12 protein-coding genes, 2 tRNA genes and 1 pseudogene are annotated in these 13,864 nt (G+C 46.8%); 11 read left to right on the forward strand and 4 right to left on the reverse strand.

Going from position 1 to position 13,864, the window contains the following annotated elements; all coding sequences use genetic code 11:
• Complete coding sequence (locus tag JFY74_14325; GenBank protein QQG27272.1) at window positions 1-315, forward strand: CcdB family protein; 315 nt, start codon at window positions 1-3, stop codon at window positions 313-315.
• 473 nt (window positions 316-788) lie between these two features.
• Here JFY74_14325 and JFY74_14330 read toward each other — a convergent pair.
• Window positions 789-864: transfer RNA gene (locus JFY74_14330), tRNA-Asn, on the reverse strand.
• 377 nt (window positions 865-1,241) lie between these two features.
• On the opposite strand from JFY74_14330, the pseudogene JFY74_14335 reads away from it, so the two are divergent.
• Together JFY74_14335 and iraP are read left to right on the forward strand one after the other, a co-directional pair.
• Window positions 1,242-1,490: pseudogene (locus tag JFY74_14335) on the forward strand (LysR family transcriptional regulator).
• Window positions 1,491-1,900: 410 nt separating this feature from the next.
• On the forward strand, window positions 1,901-2,167 hold the full coding sequence (iraP, locus tag JFY74_14340; GenBank protein ID QQG27273.1) for an anti-adapter protein IraP: 267 nt from the start codon (window positions 1,901-1,903) through the stop codon (window positions 2,165-2,167).
• A gap of 164 nt (window positions 2,168-2,331) precedes the next feature.
• On the opposite strand, the gene cycA is transcribed toward iraP, so the two are convergent.
• Entirely contained in the window at window positions 2,332-3,744 is a 1,413-nt protein-coding gene (gene cycA, locus JFY74_14345; GenBank protein ID QQG27274.1) for a D-serine/D-alanine/glycine transporter, read from the reverse strand.
• A 334-nt stretch (window positions 3,745-4,078) separates the two neighbouring features.
• Between cycA and JFY74_14350 the strand changes: the two genes are divergently transcribed.
• Window positions 4,079-4,154: transfer RNA gene (locus JFY74_14350), tRNA-Lys, on the forward strand.
• A gap of 185 nt (window positions 4,155-4,339) precedes the next feature.
• Here the strand turns inward: JFY74_14350 and JFY74_14355 are convergent.
• Window positions 4,340-4,930, reverse strand: coding sequence for a flavin reductase family protein (locus JFY74_14355; GenBank protein ID QQG27275.1), 591 nt, complete (start codon window positions 4,928-4,930; stop codon window positions 4,340-4,342).
• A 371-nt stretch (window positions 4,931-5,301) separates the two neighbouring features.
• Here JFY74_14355 and JFY74_14360 point away from each other — a divergent pair, with 371 nt between their 5' ends.
• From JFY74_14360 to JFY74_14375, 4 genes are all read left to right on the forward strand, one after another.
• Window positions 5,302-5,634, forward strand: coding sequence for a DUF1971 domain-containing protein (locus JFY74_14360; protein ID QQG27276.1), 333 nt, complete (start codon window positions 5,302-5,304; stop codon window positions 5,632-5,634).
• Window positions 5,635-5,644: 10 nt separating this feature from the next.
• A complete protein-coding gene (locus JFY74_14365) occupies window positions 5,645-5,983 on the forward strand; it encodes a DUF1869 domain-containing protein (GenBank protein ID QQG27277.1) in 339 nt (112 codons plus the stop codon).
• Window positions 5,984-6,557: 574 nt separating this feature from the next.
• Window positions 6,558-7,010 (forward strand): hypothetical protein, encoded by a 453-nt coding sequence (locus JFY74_14370; GenBank protein QQG27278.1) that lies wholly within the window; start codon window positions 6,558-6,560, stop codon window positions 7,008-7,010.
• 108 nt (window positions 7,011-7,118) lie between these two features.
• Complete coding sequence (locus tag JFY74_14375; protein ID QQG27279.1) at window positions 7,119-7,925, forward strand: hypothetical protein; 807 nt, start codon at window positions 7,119-7,121, stop codon at window positions 7,923-7,925.
• 21 nt (window positions 7,926-7,946) lie between these two features.
• Here the strand turns inward: JFY74_14375 and JFY74_14380 are convergent, their stop codons facing one another.
• A complete protein-coding gene (locus JFY74_14380; GenBank protein QQG27280.1) occupies window positions 7,947-9,011 on the reverse strand; it encodes a sensor domain-containing diguanylate cyclase in 1,065 nt (354 codons plus the stop codon).
• A gap of 440 nt (window positions 9,012-9,451) precedes the next feature.
• On the opposite strand from JFY74_14380, the gene JFY74_14385 reads away from it, so the two are divergent.
• From JFY74_14385 to JFY74_14395, 3 genes are all read left to right on the forward strand, one after another.
• Window positions 9,452-11,314: a PTS glucose transporter subunit IIA gene (locus JFY74_14385; protein QQG27281.1), complete on the forward strand. Its 1,863-nt coding sequence runs from the start codon at window positions 9,452-9,454 to the stop codon at window positions 11,312-11,314.
• Window positions 11,314-12,777 (forward strand): family 1 glycosylhydrolase, encoded by a 1,464-nt coding sequence (locus JFY74_14390; GenBank protein ID QQG27282.1) that lies wholly within the window; start codon window positions 11,314-11,316, stop codon window positions 12,775-12,777. Before JFY74_14385 ends, JFY74_14390 begins: the two co-directional genes overlap by 1 nt.
• 94 nt (window positions 12,778-12,871) lie before the next feature.
• Window positions 12,872-13,711 (forward strand): PRD domain-containing protein, encoded by an 840-nt coding sequence (locus tag JFY74_14395; protein QQG27283.1) that lies wholly within the window; start codon window positions 12,872-12,874, stop codon window positions 13,709-13,711.
• Window positions 13,712-13,864 lie beyond the last annotated feature (153 nt).

Raw genomic sequence — 13,864 nt, forward strand, 5'->3', positions numbered from 1 at the left:
ATGCAATTCACTGTATACGGTAATACCGGGAAAAGCGTCGTTTACCCGCTGTTGCTCGATGTCACGAGCGATATTATCGGGCAATTGAATCGTCGGATAGTGATCCCATTGCTCCCTATTGAAAAGTATCCGGCAGGCCGCCGACCGGATCGCCTTATCCCCGTCGTCAGGCTGACGGATGGCAAAGAATACGCCGTAATGACCCACGAACTGGCAAGTATCCCTGTCCAGGCACTGGGGGCGGTGTTTTGTGATGCTTCGCAGTACCGCACTCAGGTAAAGGCGGCAATAGACTTCCTCATCGACGGGTTCTGACGTTTCTTTCTATGCGGTTAAACAGGCATGCCTTTAATCGTGGTTGATGGGAGCCTGTTCAAGTTCGTTTATCGTTCGGAAGAGAAACATCTCCCGGTTTTTCGCATCAAACGGAATCGAAATTCCGTTCCTTACCACCGTCCTGATACTGTCAAACAGCCTGATGAGCGCGGTTTTGGTTTTGTTGTTCGGCATAACATAAGTAAGTTTAACGTGAAGATACAGACCGTGAGAATCGGAAACATTGAAGGGTTTCGCGGATGATTTTAAATTGCGGATTTTTGAGTCGTTAAGAGACATTTGGGGGTCATCCCGTCATCGAACCAACGTGACCCCAAATCTGACCACCATATTCTCCCAATGCGGGATACAGACGGAATGTGTACCGGAAATACTTTTGCACGTGAAGGCATTGAATAAAATGATAAAAACAAAAATCCCGCTTAAGTTACCTTAAGCGGGATTCTCTAAATTGGCTCCTCTGACTGGACTCGAACCAGTGACATACGGATTAACAGTCCGCCGTTCTACCGACTGAACTACAGAGGAATCGGTTAAGTGCGGTGGATGATAGCGGGAGCGTTTCAGGTTGTCAAAGGCTGTTATCGCTTGGTGCGTTTGATTGCCGAACTAATAACCAACATGTTGAAATTATTGCCCAAGTTAAGCACGGAAAACAATGAAATGCGCTAAGCAGCGGGCAGACTTGCACCCTAAAATAGCAAGGATTGCTTTAAGGTGGTGCAGACTAACATTGGTTTGATAACGAATTCCCCATACAAAATGGGAGTTATTGCTTAGCTGAATCATTGTTTTTCCTTATTTTACCCGTCATTTATCAACAAGGTATCACTTTTTCTTAGGTAGAAAATATAATATGGCGCGTTTTTTGCTACCTCTTTAGGGTAACTATTCAGGAGGCAGACATGAATCTTAGACGGCTCAAATATTTTGTGAAAATCGTTGATATCGGTAGCCTGACACAGGCTGCTGAGTTGTTGCACATTGCACAACCGGCGCTGAGCCAGCAGGTCGCGACGCTGGAGAGTGAGCTTGAAAAACAGCTGCTGGTACGAAGTCGGCGTGGTGTTACACCCACCGAGGCGGGAAAAATTCTTTATTCTCATGCACAGACGATATTGTTACAGTGCGAACAGGCAAAGGATGCAGTGAGTGGCACACGGCAATCAATGAGTGCGTAGGCGCCAGCCATAGAGCCAGCCATTTTCTTATGGCTGGCTCCTGTTCAGACTTTCTTGCCAGACATTCTATCAAAACAGTGCCATTTATTATTTTTGTGAAGGGCATCACAATTCATAGTATTATCGTTCTTCCTCAAACAGAAATTTCGCCCTTTAAAATAAAAAGGCTTTTTATTTTTTTTATTTATTTGATTTATTTATCTGCACCTTCATTTTATTACTGGCGTGTGAGTATGATTTCCTTAAAATGGCAATAGACACTAGCGGTCAGGCCATTCACAGTGTTACATTAATCTTCGTTATGCTTTCTCTAATCCTGTGCACCAAGAACAGGTATTGCCTTATGGGTGTATGACGGTTATTTTTTTGATTAAGGAGTTCAAATGAATAATATCCTCTCTCATCTTTTAATAAAGCTGGCAGAAAAAGAAGTTGGAGAAAAAGCGCTTAATGCGAAGATTGAATCGTTAGAGATGCTGATTTCCGCTATTGTTTCAACACTTGATGACAGTAAAATCAATGAGTTAAACAAAAAAATAGAAGGTGTGGTTGCTGATGCTTCGCATCGGAAAGATGAACACAACTACTTAGCATTCGAACTATTGGCAAAAAACATCAATCGAATCACAACCGTTTCATTACGAGAATAACCTTTATATCAATGGCGACTACATTATATTAACTTTCGCATACCAAATCGAAAATTGTTTATATCCAATAATATAATAGAGAATACTTGTGCTATGCGTGATTTTGCAGAAAAAAAAAGTTGAAGGCGCCGACGGTGTCCGCGCCTTTCTTGCGTTTATACGTTTTACGTCACGTCGACAGTCCGCTTTTTCCGACGAATAAATTGATAAGCAATAGCCAGAACAATAAACCACAGCGGCGTAACAATAAGCGCCTGTCGTGTATCTGGCTGTAATGTTAACAATACAATAACAAAAACAAAAAAGGCCAGACATATCCAGCACATGAAAATACCCAACGGCATTTTATAGGATGACTCGGCATGTAGCTGAGGCCGTTTTTTACGGTATGTCAGGTAAGAGCATAGGATAATGCTCCATATGAACATGAATAAAATCGCGGAAACGGTGGTCACCAGCGTAAAGACCGTCATCACGTTAGGAATCAAGTAGATCAACACCACACCAGAAAGCAAACAAATACAGGAAAACATCAACCCAGTCGAAGGAACCGCACGTTTAGAAAGCATACCGAAGCTTTTCGGCGCATCACCTTGTTTTGCCAGACCAAAGAGCATACGGCTGGTTGAAAACACGCCGCTGTTAGCCGAGGATGCCGCAGACGTCAGGACAACAAAGTTGATCATACTGGCAGCCGCAGGTAGACCAACCAGAACGAACATTTCCACGAAAGGGCTACGGTCCGCAGTAATTGCACTCCACGGGGTGACGGACATAATCATGATTAACGCAAAAACATAAAACATGATGATGCGAATCGGGATGGCGTTAATCGCGCGGGGCAACACGACTTTCGGGTTTTTAGTTTCAGCAGCAGTCGTACCAACCAGTTCGATGCCGACAAACGCGAATACCGCTATCTGGAATCCGGCAAAGAAACCGCTTATCCCTTTAGGGAACATGCCGCCATCATTCCAGAGGTTAGTAAAAGAGGCAACGTTTCCTGATGGAGACGAAAATTGCATCATCACCAGCGCCACACCGACTACGATTAACGCAACGATAGCAACAATTTTTATCATCGCGAACCAGAATTCCATCTCACCAAACAGCTTCACCGTTGCCAAATTCAGCGTAAGTAATAGTAGGACGCAAAGCAGTGAAGAGACCCACTGAGATAAATCGGGGAACCAGAATTGAGAATAGGCGCTAATGGCTACAACATCGGCAATTCCGGTTACAACCCAGCAGAACCAGTAAGTCCAGCCGGTGAAGAAACCCGCCCATGGCCCGAGCAGGTCGGCCGCGAAGTCACTGAATGATTTATAATTGAGATTGGAAAGCAGTAGCTCCCCCATAGCGCGCATGACAAAAAACAGCATAAAACCAATGATCATATAAACAAAGATGATCGAAGGACCCGCCATGCTGATTGTTTTGCCCGAGCCCATAAATAACCCGGTACCGATCGCTCCACCGATGGCAATGAGCTGAATATGACGATTAGTCAGATTCCGTTGCAGTCCCTCTCCTTGTTCGGGGGCGGGACCTGCGGCTTCTTTTGATTTTTCGACCATTTAAGTACACATTCCTGTTTCTGTCTGTGATGTTTTTTGAGCTCTTTGACGGCTCTCGTTTGCAAAAATCTAAATAAATAAGATAACGCAACTGCGATACTTATTACAGCGGATGTCTGAGATAGCCAAGCATAAAGAGGACAGATAATGATGTAAAACGGTGTTGTATACTTTTCACCCTAAAATGAAGGGGTATAAAACAATGAGAGGCTAGATAAAATAGGCTGAGCAGGTTAGCAAATTGACCGATCGCTAACAATATGATTATCGCGTATTAAAAATTAATATGAAGTGTTTGACAGATGTCTCAGGGAGGAGAATAATCCTCCCCGTTGGGTCGTTAGCTCAGCTGGTAGAGCAGTTGACTCTTAATCAATTGGTCGCAGGTTCGAACCCTGCACGACCCACCAATAGACGTTGTAAATAGTTTCGTGTAATTATCATTTTAGTGGGATGGTCGTCTAAACGATTACCAAACCTAATAATAAAAAGGTTCATCGCCAGCCACCAACTTTGGATTGGTGTACTCCGTTTTTTAACGCCAGCTGTATCGCCAGATAAATGGTTATCCGATAAATGGTTATTCTCGATGTTATTAATGGCCGTATTTAAAATTAAAGCCTAATGCATCACCCGTCGTATCGTATTCACGAAAATTATAGATCAGGGGCTTCCATTTTGACGAATCAACAACATCATTCGCTCCTAATAGCTCGCTATCCACCCAGACATTTACAATGTCCAGCTCGATGAGAATAAAACGACCTTTGTCTGTCGTACTGACGGTTTTACATTCCGCCTGAATAGGACATTCAATCACCCGAGGTGACGTAATATCGCTGGAAGATTCAGTATGAAGGCCGACTTTGGCGAATTTATCGTGGCATACCTGAACGCCCCATTTAATCTGACCTTCAGACAGCGTATTGCTCCCAGTCAATTTACCCAGCGCTTCAACTTTCTCCCACAGTTTGTAATCAGGAATATTAATCACAACATCAGATCCGGATAATAAATTACTGCAGGTCTTACTTCCTTTTGTGACACCGATAATAATTTTATCTCCGAGAGAAATTGACGACGATACAGAAGCAACATTGATACTTCCGTTGTTCTTATCCGTCGTCGTAACAAGGAAAACGGGGAAACCATAATAAAACGAACTGAGTTTTACGTTCTTTTTCATTTGAGTTCAAACCTCATCATCGAGTGGCGTTGTATTTTTTCATTTTTACTCTTTTGGTTTATTTTTAACAATAACCCTAATTGAGTACCAATGAAGTTATTTTAGCCCCTAATAAGGGGAATACAAAAAAATAACTTAATGTAACTATTCCTTAGTGTTATTTTATCTCACTTCCAATCAGGTGAGATAAATAACCAAAAAGAGAAACGTTCATCCCTGAAAACACGGTCTTTCCGCAAAGTGTCGCGGTATTATAAAAAATTAATTAGCAGAAAGTAATTCACAAACATTAAAAGAGGTATATGATATACACCATATGTTTTTTTCCTTCCCGCCCTGCAATGTGGCTGAGTAAAACATGAGGTCTAAACATGCAACGAATTGTTATACCCGCGAATTATGTTCATACCCGAACAACGCCTTTCTGGACAAAAGAAACAGCCCCGCCATCTATCTGGAAGCGCCATTTAGATGCAGGGACGCGGCAAGGCGTCTACCCACGCTTGTGCGTGATGCAAGGGACGATTCGTTATTATGGCTACGCGGATGAGACAAGTCCTGAACCCGTCGAAACGCTGACTATTGAAGCCGGACAATTTGGCGTATTCCCGCCAGAAAAATGGCACAGAATAGAAGCGTTATCTGATGATACGCTATTCAACGTGGACTTTTATGTCGATCCAAAAATTTTGATAGAAGGTTGAGGGAAACATAATGACAAGTGAAAATAAAGGCTATTCATTAACACTGTTGAACCGCGAAAATAATAAAAAATCAGAAAAAATTCATCTTAAACCGATGGCTTTTTATGTGCCAGATTTCGCCGCAGGTGCAGTCGTGGAATTACTCAACGAGCTGCCTGCAGCCAATGAGAATAAAAAAGGGTTCTTGCTGACAATCACGAATAATAATAATGGCGTGTCCGTTGATAAAGATCTCGCCACGGCCGAAGAATTAAAAGACAAGACGATTTCAGCTGAAGCAGTAAAAGATCTGGTTAATATCGTACGTGGCTACGATGCGGATGAAGACACTAACGTCTGCGGCTGGTAATATCGTTCCCCCCGCAGCGCGGATTATTTAAGATATACCTTTAGTACCCTACTCATTAAAAAAAGGCGCTGGATGTCTTATGACTTAACAAGCGCCCCTGTACCCTACCTATCCTTCGATTATTAAAAATAGCCATTCATGCCGTAATGCAGGCTTATCAACGGCAACCATCGATTTCACCACTTTGTTTATCCGACTCGATCACTAATCAGGAAAGCATAGCCACATGGGTATTAGCTGATTATCTCATTCAGTAAATGAAATCTGTCTATAGCGGTTCGTCTAACACAACCATCCCATTCTGGATGAGCAGAACATGTAACTTAATAGTTATCATGATTATTATTAGCATGAGTAAATTAAGAGCGAGAAGAAAATATACGTTCAAAGTCTATAAAGCGTTATTAAAATAACCATAAATACTTAAACATTTTTTATATAATGCCGATTTATTATCAAATCACGTGGTCTGCCTGCGTTTATGGCTACAGCACACAGCGTCGTATTCCACGTAGCAGGATAGAAAGAATAAAAAGACTGTAGTCGCAGATGAAAATACATGGAGTTTTTTCAAATGAAATCAAGCAATATTCTGTTGTCTTCGCTGTTCATGACAGCCCTTTTTGCATCAGCAGCTGCTAATGCGGGCCCGAAATTTAATGTCACCTTTAAAAATCTTGGTGCATCAAGCGCTCCGGATGCCATTTTTTCGCCAACGACGACAGCAGAAGTTTTTTCACAGGCGAATGCGTCACCTACACCGAGTGAATTCGTCAAATCTGGGAATTCAAATCAATATACGATCTCCAATCCAATCAGTGACGTCGGTTCAATGCATGTTCGTTACAAAGTTGGGGCCAAAGTTTGCCAGTTTGATATGACGTATACTGTGAAGTATGTGTTGGGAAATAAAATCCCCCAATGGACTAAGAGCACCACGCCTAGCAACGGCGCACGCTGTGACCTGAGGGTGACGTATGCCAACGTCAATACTCACGACTCAGATGTAGAAATTACCATGAGATAACACCCGTATTGAAAAATAGCTGAGCAACCACTCAGACATTTTTTATGAATAGAGGTAAGCAACATGAGTCGTTACTTACCCCTTAATCACAACGAGTGAGAAGAACGAATGATTAACTTCAATGGCCTTTCAAAAAGTACGGTGGCAGATGCGCAGTCCACCAATGACAGTCGCTCGATAAAAAAGCAGGAAAACGTATCCGAAGGCACACAGTCCGCGTCTACAGTGTCTGATGGTTATTCAAATAAAAAAAATATCGGCATTACAACGCTGGCAAAACAGCTCAGCGACGCCGCCGTCAGGGCCGAAGCCAGAGATGCAACAAACGATCGCAATGCATTGGCGGCCAAAGCCAAAAGTGCGCATAATGAAATTCTCGGAGTGAATTACGCCAACAACAGAAAAACCCACGATGCGGAAGTCCCCAATAGCGATGACCCCGAGCGATTAGCCAGAGCGAAACAAGCTACAGCGTATACCAATGGTCAAGGAAGTAACCCCTTCAAAGGCCTGTCTCGTGAACAGTTGGCGCTGATTACCTATGACGACAGCGGAACCTTTACGGTGAATGAGCGGCGCGCGGCCTGGAGCGAGGCTTATGACCAGGAGCAAGTGTGGCGCACGATGGCCATAGCACAAAGCAAACTGGAGTGGAGTCGCGGCGAGTTTAAACAAACCGAATTTTTCAAAATGGTGTTAGATCACCATGAGAGTCTGCCATTAATCGAACAAGCGCAGGCACCGGAAGGCTATGTACCACGTCTGAAGTACCTGATAGAAATGGACTTCAACTTTATGACTGGGGAATCAGGCAAAGACGCCGATCCGTTCAACCGCCTGTTTGAACTTCTTTCCTCCACCAAACTTCATTTAGAAGATGGCAAACTCACTCTGGATGCCACCAAAGATGCCTGATAATTACACCTGCACAGGCATTTACGGTTGTGCTGTGATGACGCCAAAAGCGCGGGTTTGATCTTTTTTTCGCGTGATTTTATTGGCGTACATTGCAGCATCAGCCCGGCGAATCACGCCATCAGGCTCCTCGACGGAAGGAGCTGCCGTGACAATCCCGATGCTTGCACCCAAATAGTCAATATTGACCGTACCGAGCGAACTGGCCTTACCGAGAGAATAGCTCCCCTGCAACAAAGGCGTAATGTCGTCTCTGAAGGAAGCAATCACGCGATCATTCTCTCCAGGCGCAACGTTGACCATACGGGCAAAAACAAATTCATCGCCACCGAGACGCCCGACAACATCCCCCGGGTTCCCCCACGCCAGCAAACGCTGCCCCACCTCTTGCAAGAAGATATCGCCAGCTTCGTGGCCAAACTGGTCGTTAATTTTCTTAAAGCCATCGAGGTCAATGAATACAATGAGCGCCTGCTGATGGTCATTCTCGGCCTGAGAAAACAGCGCTTCCAGCGAGTAAAACACGCCGCGGCGATTAAGCAATCCGGTCAGTGAATCGGTGTAAGAATATTCATGTAATGCGGCATTCGCGGCCGTCAATTGCTGCACCAGCCACTCTTTTTGCACCTGCTGAGCAATAAGCTGCGCGAATAAACTCAGGATCTGTTCACCCTTGGTTGTCAGCGGTTTATGGTCGGAGCTTGCAGCGCAGAGGGTGCCATATAACTGCCCGTCTTCCATGCGCACTGGCGTACTGGCATAGGTCATAATGCCCAACGCTTGCGCCGCCTCAGAATCCCCCCAACATTCGGCCACGTTAGGCGTGTAACTTTGCCCTTCGTCCAGCGCACGTTTGCACAGCGTGTCATGCCACGGAACCGAGATCCCTTCAGGAATATTGAGCGTTTTCGTGTTGTGAGCAAACAGGATATTTTGAAAACCCGCTTCGGTGTCAACCTGCGTCAGGTAGGTCGATTCCAGATCGGTGACCAGTTCCAGCATAACTAATAACTGGCGAACGAGCCCCTCGAAGGAAGCCTCTGAACGTAATGTGTTCGAAAGGTGAGAAAGCAAATTATCAGTCATAACAACAAATCCTAACGGTGTATATTTTTAATAAAAAACAATCAACTACCTAAAAATGACGTACGCCAACCTATCGTCTGTGCAAACGGGTGACTTCCCTATACGACCAGAAATCCTACGTGCTTTTCGCCTCTCGCTTACCCATTTGCACTCGGCGAGTTTATCTCGTTCTGTTTTCTATAATCGGTTAAAAAGCCCCCTATTTTATGCAACATGCCTGAGATTCATCGGCGCTGTCAGGCTAAGCCCTCCATTCTGCTATTGCCATCACACTTACCTATTAAGACTGCACGATCTGTTTGACTTTCCCGCGTACGAGGACTTACAACAGCAGCACAGGCGTGTAACTAGTTTTCTAGGCAAGACCTGAAGTTCTCCCACTCAACATCATGGGAAGAGCTTCAGGTCTTTTTTCGTTTCTGGATCAGGGGAATCGTCGTATGAGCCATACAGCAGCAGATAATAACGCGACAACCTATACCACCACTGCGGAAAAAATCATCACGTTAGTCGGTGGAATTGACAACATTGAGCATATTGAACACTGTTCTACACGGCTACGGCTAAGCCTTTATGACAACAGTCAGGTGAACCAACGCGAGCTGGAAAAGGTACCGGGCGTGCTGGGCGTTCGGGTTAACGTACAGTGTCAGGTGATTATCGGCAGCGAAGTGATGCAGGTGTACGAGGCGGTGCAGAACCTCGCGGCAGGCCGGAAGGAAACAGGCCGTGCCGCGCCAGCAAAAACCAACCGCACGGCTTTTGTTATCGATTTTATCATCAGCGTTTTTCAGCCACTGGTGCCTGCGATTGCCGGTGGCGGCGTGCTCAAGTCGCTGTTACTGCTGCTGGATTTGCTCGGCTGGCTCACCAAAGACAGCTCAACGTATAAAGTGCTGGATAATATCGGCTCCGCCCCGCTCTATTTTCTGCCGATTCTGGTGGGGATCACCACCGCGATGAAGCTGAAAGTGAATGTGCTGGTCGCCGTTTCCGCCGTCTCTGTCATGGTGCTGCCGGCCATGTCTAAACAGTTGGCGGACGGTGCGGAATTTCTCTCCTTCGACCTGAAAAACGTCGCTTACGCGTCGCAGGTTTTCCCTGCGATTCTGTGCGTCATTTTCTATGCGCAAACCGAAAAGCTCTTCAACCGCTATTCACCAAGCTCCCTGCGTATTTTCCTGTCACCGATGCTGTCGCTGTTGGTCACTGTTCCCGTCACACTGCTGGTTCTTGGCCCGCTCGGTTATGAACTCGGTGCGGGTCTGGCTAGCGTGATCCTCTGGCTGTACAGCAAGCTGGGTTTTGTAGCAACGGGATTGCTCGCCGCTGCACTGCCATTCATGGTAGCGTCGGGGATGCATAAGCCCATGCTGCCTTATGCGGTGTCCTCCATGAGCCAGTTTGGTAAGGAAATGCTCTATCTGCCTGCATCACTCGCGCATAACATTGCCGAATCGGGTGCCTGTATGGCGATTGCGCTCAAGAGTAAAGACAAAACGCTAAAATCGACGGCGCTTTCAGCCGGTATTTCCGCCCTGTTCGGCATTACCGAACCCGCGCTGTACGGAATTACGCTACTGAATAAAAAGGCGCTCTACAGCGTGATCGCAGGTAGCCTGGTCGGCGGCGCGTTTATCGGCTGGATGGCGATTGAAGCCTTTGCGCTCGTTGGCCCCGGTCTGGCTAGCATCTCCATGTTTATCTCACCGGAAAACAGCTGGAACATCGTCTATGCCATCGCCGGTGCCGTGCTCTCTTTTGTCATCGCCTTTCTCTCTGCGCTGTTCCTCTGGCGAGAAGAGAAGCCTGCTACCGTAGAAGAAAGTCATCACACGATTACCGAATGCCAGTTCACCAGCCCGATTGAAGGAAAAGTGATTCCGCTGGACAACGTGAATGACGAGATTTTCTCCAAACGGATTATGGGTGACGGCATCGCCATCATCCCAGAGAAAGGCGTGCTTTATGCACCCGCAAACGGCACCATTGAGAACGTATTTGAAACCGGCCACGCCGTCAGCATGCTCACCGACAGCGGCGCTGAACTGATTTTCCATATCGGCATTGATACCATCAAACTCAATGGTCAGGGCTTTGAGCCGAAAGTCACGGCCGGTCAACAGGTTAATACCGGCGATATCCTTGTTGAATTTGACCTCGATAGCCTCATCGCCGCCGGTTACGATCCCGTCGTCATGATGGTTATCACCAACAGCGAGCGCTTTCGCGTGATACCAGAAGCCACTGACGTCGTCATCCATCCCCACACCATCATCATGACCTTAAAGGAGTCTGTGTAATGGATAAAAACATCGCATTCCCGGAACACTTTTTATGGGGCGGCGCGATTGCCGCGAATCAGGCCGAAGGCGCATGGAATGAAGACGGCAAGGGGCCGTCGGTCGCGGACGCCATTACCTGGAAGCCGAATCTCGATCTGAAAAATTACCATGCCCACATGGCGCTGACGGACGAAAATATCGCTGATGCGCTCAACGGAAAAAATGACGCGTTCTACCCCAAACGACGCGGCATCGATTTTTATCACCGCTACCAAGGCGATCTGGCGCTGTTTGCCGAAATGGGCTTCAAGGTGCTGCGCGTCTCTATCGCCTGGTCGCGCATTTTTCCGACCGGAGAAGACAGCGCGCCGAATGAGGCTGGTTTACAGTTTTACGACGATCTGTTCCGCGAGATGCGCAAACACGGCATCGAACCGCTGGTGACGCTTTCACACTACGAAATGCCGCTGGCGCTGAGTGAGAAATACAATGGCTGGGTGCACCGCAACGTGTTGGATGCCTTCGTACGCTTCAGCAATGTCTGCTTCGATCGCTATAAGGATCTCGTGCGCTACTGGCTGACCTTTAACGAGATCGACAGTATCCATCGTCATCCGTTTACCACCGCGGGTATCCGTGAAGAGAAAAGCGCGCCGAGACAGGCCAAGCAGGATATTTATCAGGGGCTGCACCACCAGTTTGTTGCTTCTGCCCTCGTCACCCGCGACTGCCATGAGAAGATCCCAGGCAGCCAGGTCGGTTGCATGCTGACCAAGCTGACGACCTATCCGCATTCCTGCCGCCCGGAAGATGTCGAAGCCGCGCTGAAAAAGAATCTCGAAAACTACTTTTATGCCGATGTGCAGGTGTTCGGTGAATATCCGCCGCTCATTAAGCGCGACCTTGAGCGACGTGGCATTCACCTCACCATGCAGCCCGACGATCTGGCCATTCTTAAGCAACACACCGTTGATTTTGTGTCGTTCAGCTATTACATGTCACTTACCGAGTCCACGCAGCCAGACGCCGAGAGAATCCCGGGGAATACCGTTCTGGGCGTAAAAAACCCGTACCTGCCAGCCTCAGATTGGGGATGGCAGATCGACCCGGTCGGGCTGAAAATCTCCCTGCTGGAGCTTTATGATCGCTACCAGAAGCCGCTGTTTATTGTCGAAAATGGGCTGGGTGCAAAAGACGTTGTCGAAAACGGCAAAATCCACGATCCTTACCGCGTTGACTACTTCCGTTCACATTTCGAGCAAATGCGTGAAGCGATTGGCGAAGGCGTTGAACTGATGGGGTTCACCAGTTGGGGAGCAATTGACATCATCAGCGCGGGCACGTCACAAATGTCCAAACGCTATGGCTTTATCTATGTCGATCAGGATGATAAGGGCAACGGTTCTCTGGCGCGACTGAGGAAGGATTCGTTCTACTGGTATCAGAAAGTCATCGCGACCAATGGTGCCGACCTCACCTGACAGACAGCGCTACCGCAGACTACGTGTGCAATGACAGGACATGACTGTGATTGGAAAAACGTAATGAGAAAACCAGCATGATTGGAAGAAAAACGTGATTAAAGTGAAAAAAGCGTTAAATAACAGCATGCTGTTAGTCGACCATGAACATCAGGAGATGATCCTGTTGGGTAAAGGCATCGGATTTGGTGCCAAACCCGGTTCATTGATTGATGTGACGCACGTTGAGCAGGTTTTCATTCCGCTGGAAAACCTGAAATCACGGCATTTTCTTTCATTGACCGACACGATTCCTGCGGCTTTTTTTGACATTACCCATGAGATCGTCACGCTGGCACAAAGTCAGTACGCTGAAAAGCTGAATTCGGTGCTGTTCTTTACGCTGGCGGAACATCTCTATTTTGCAGTTGAACGCTGTAAAACGGGCAACCACTTCATCAATAAGCTCAGTTGGGAAGTGAAACGCTATTACCAAAAAGAGTACGCCCTCGGCGTGCAGGCAAAAGATCGCGTGTCGGTGCGTTTTAACGTCGCGCTACCCGATGACGAAGCCATCAACATCGCGTTTCACCTCATTAATGCCGCTGGCAGCGCCGAAATTGCCGATGCCCACCAGCAGGTTCAACTGGTGAATCGTCTGGCTGAGATTGTCCGCTACAAATTAAACAAGAATATCGATGTCAACGCCGTCGATTACCTGCGCTTTATCACCCATCTGCGTTATTTCTCCGAACGAGTGATTGCCCGCAAAATCGCACCGGGACGCACGGACGATTTCTATCAGGAACTGCTGAAACACTATCCTGAAGCGATGGCGATCTCTTGGGCCATCAGGGATTACGTGCAGGAAAAATACCAGATGGCCTTGCCGAAAGAAGAGCTTACCTGGCTGACCATGCATATCAGCAGGCTGGCCGAAAGCCAGACGCCATAGCAATAACCTTACTCAAGACAGCCAATCATTACGGTTTTTATCGAGATGCTGACAAATAAAACCGAGATCGCTCCTGAGGAGTGAGTATGTTGACTCACATCACGATAGTGAATAAACCGCGTTAATGAGATTGCAAACAAGAGTGATTATCAT

The sequence above is a fragment of the Pectobacterium carotovorum genome, from assembly GCA_016415585.1.
GTDB classification, from domain to species: domain Bacteria; phylum Pseudomonadota; class Gammaproteobacteria; order Enterobacterales; family Enterobacteriaceae; genus Pectobacterium; species Pectobacterium carotovorum_K.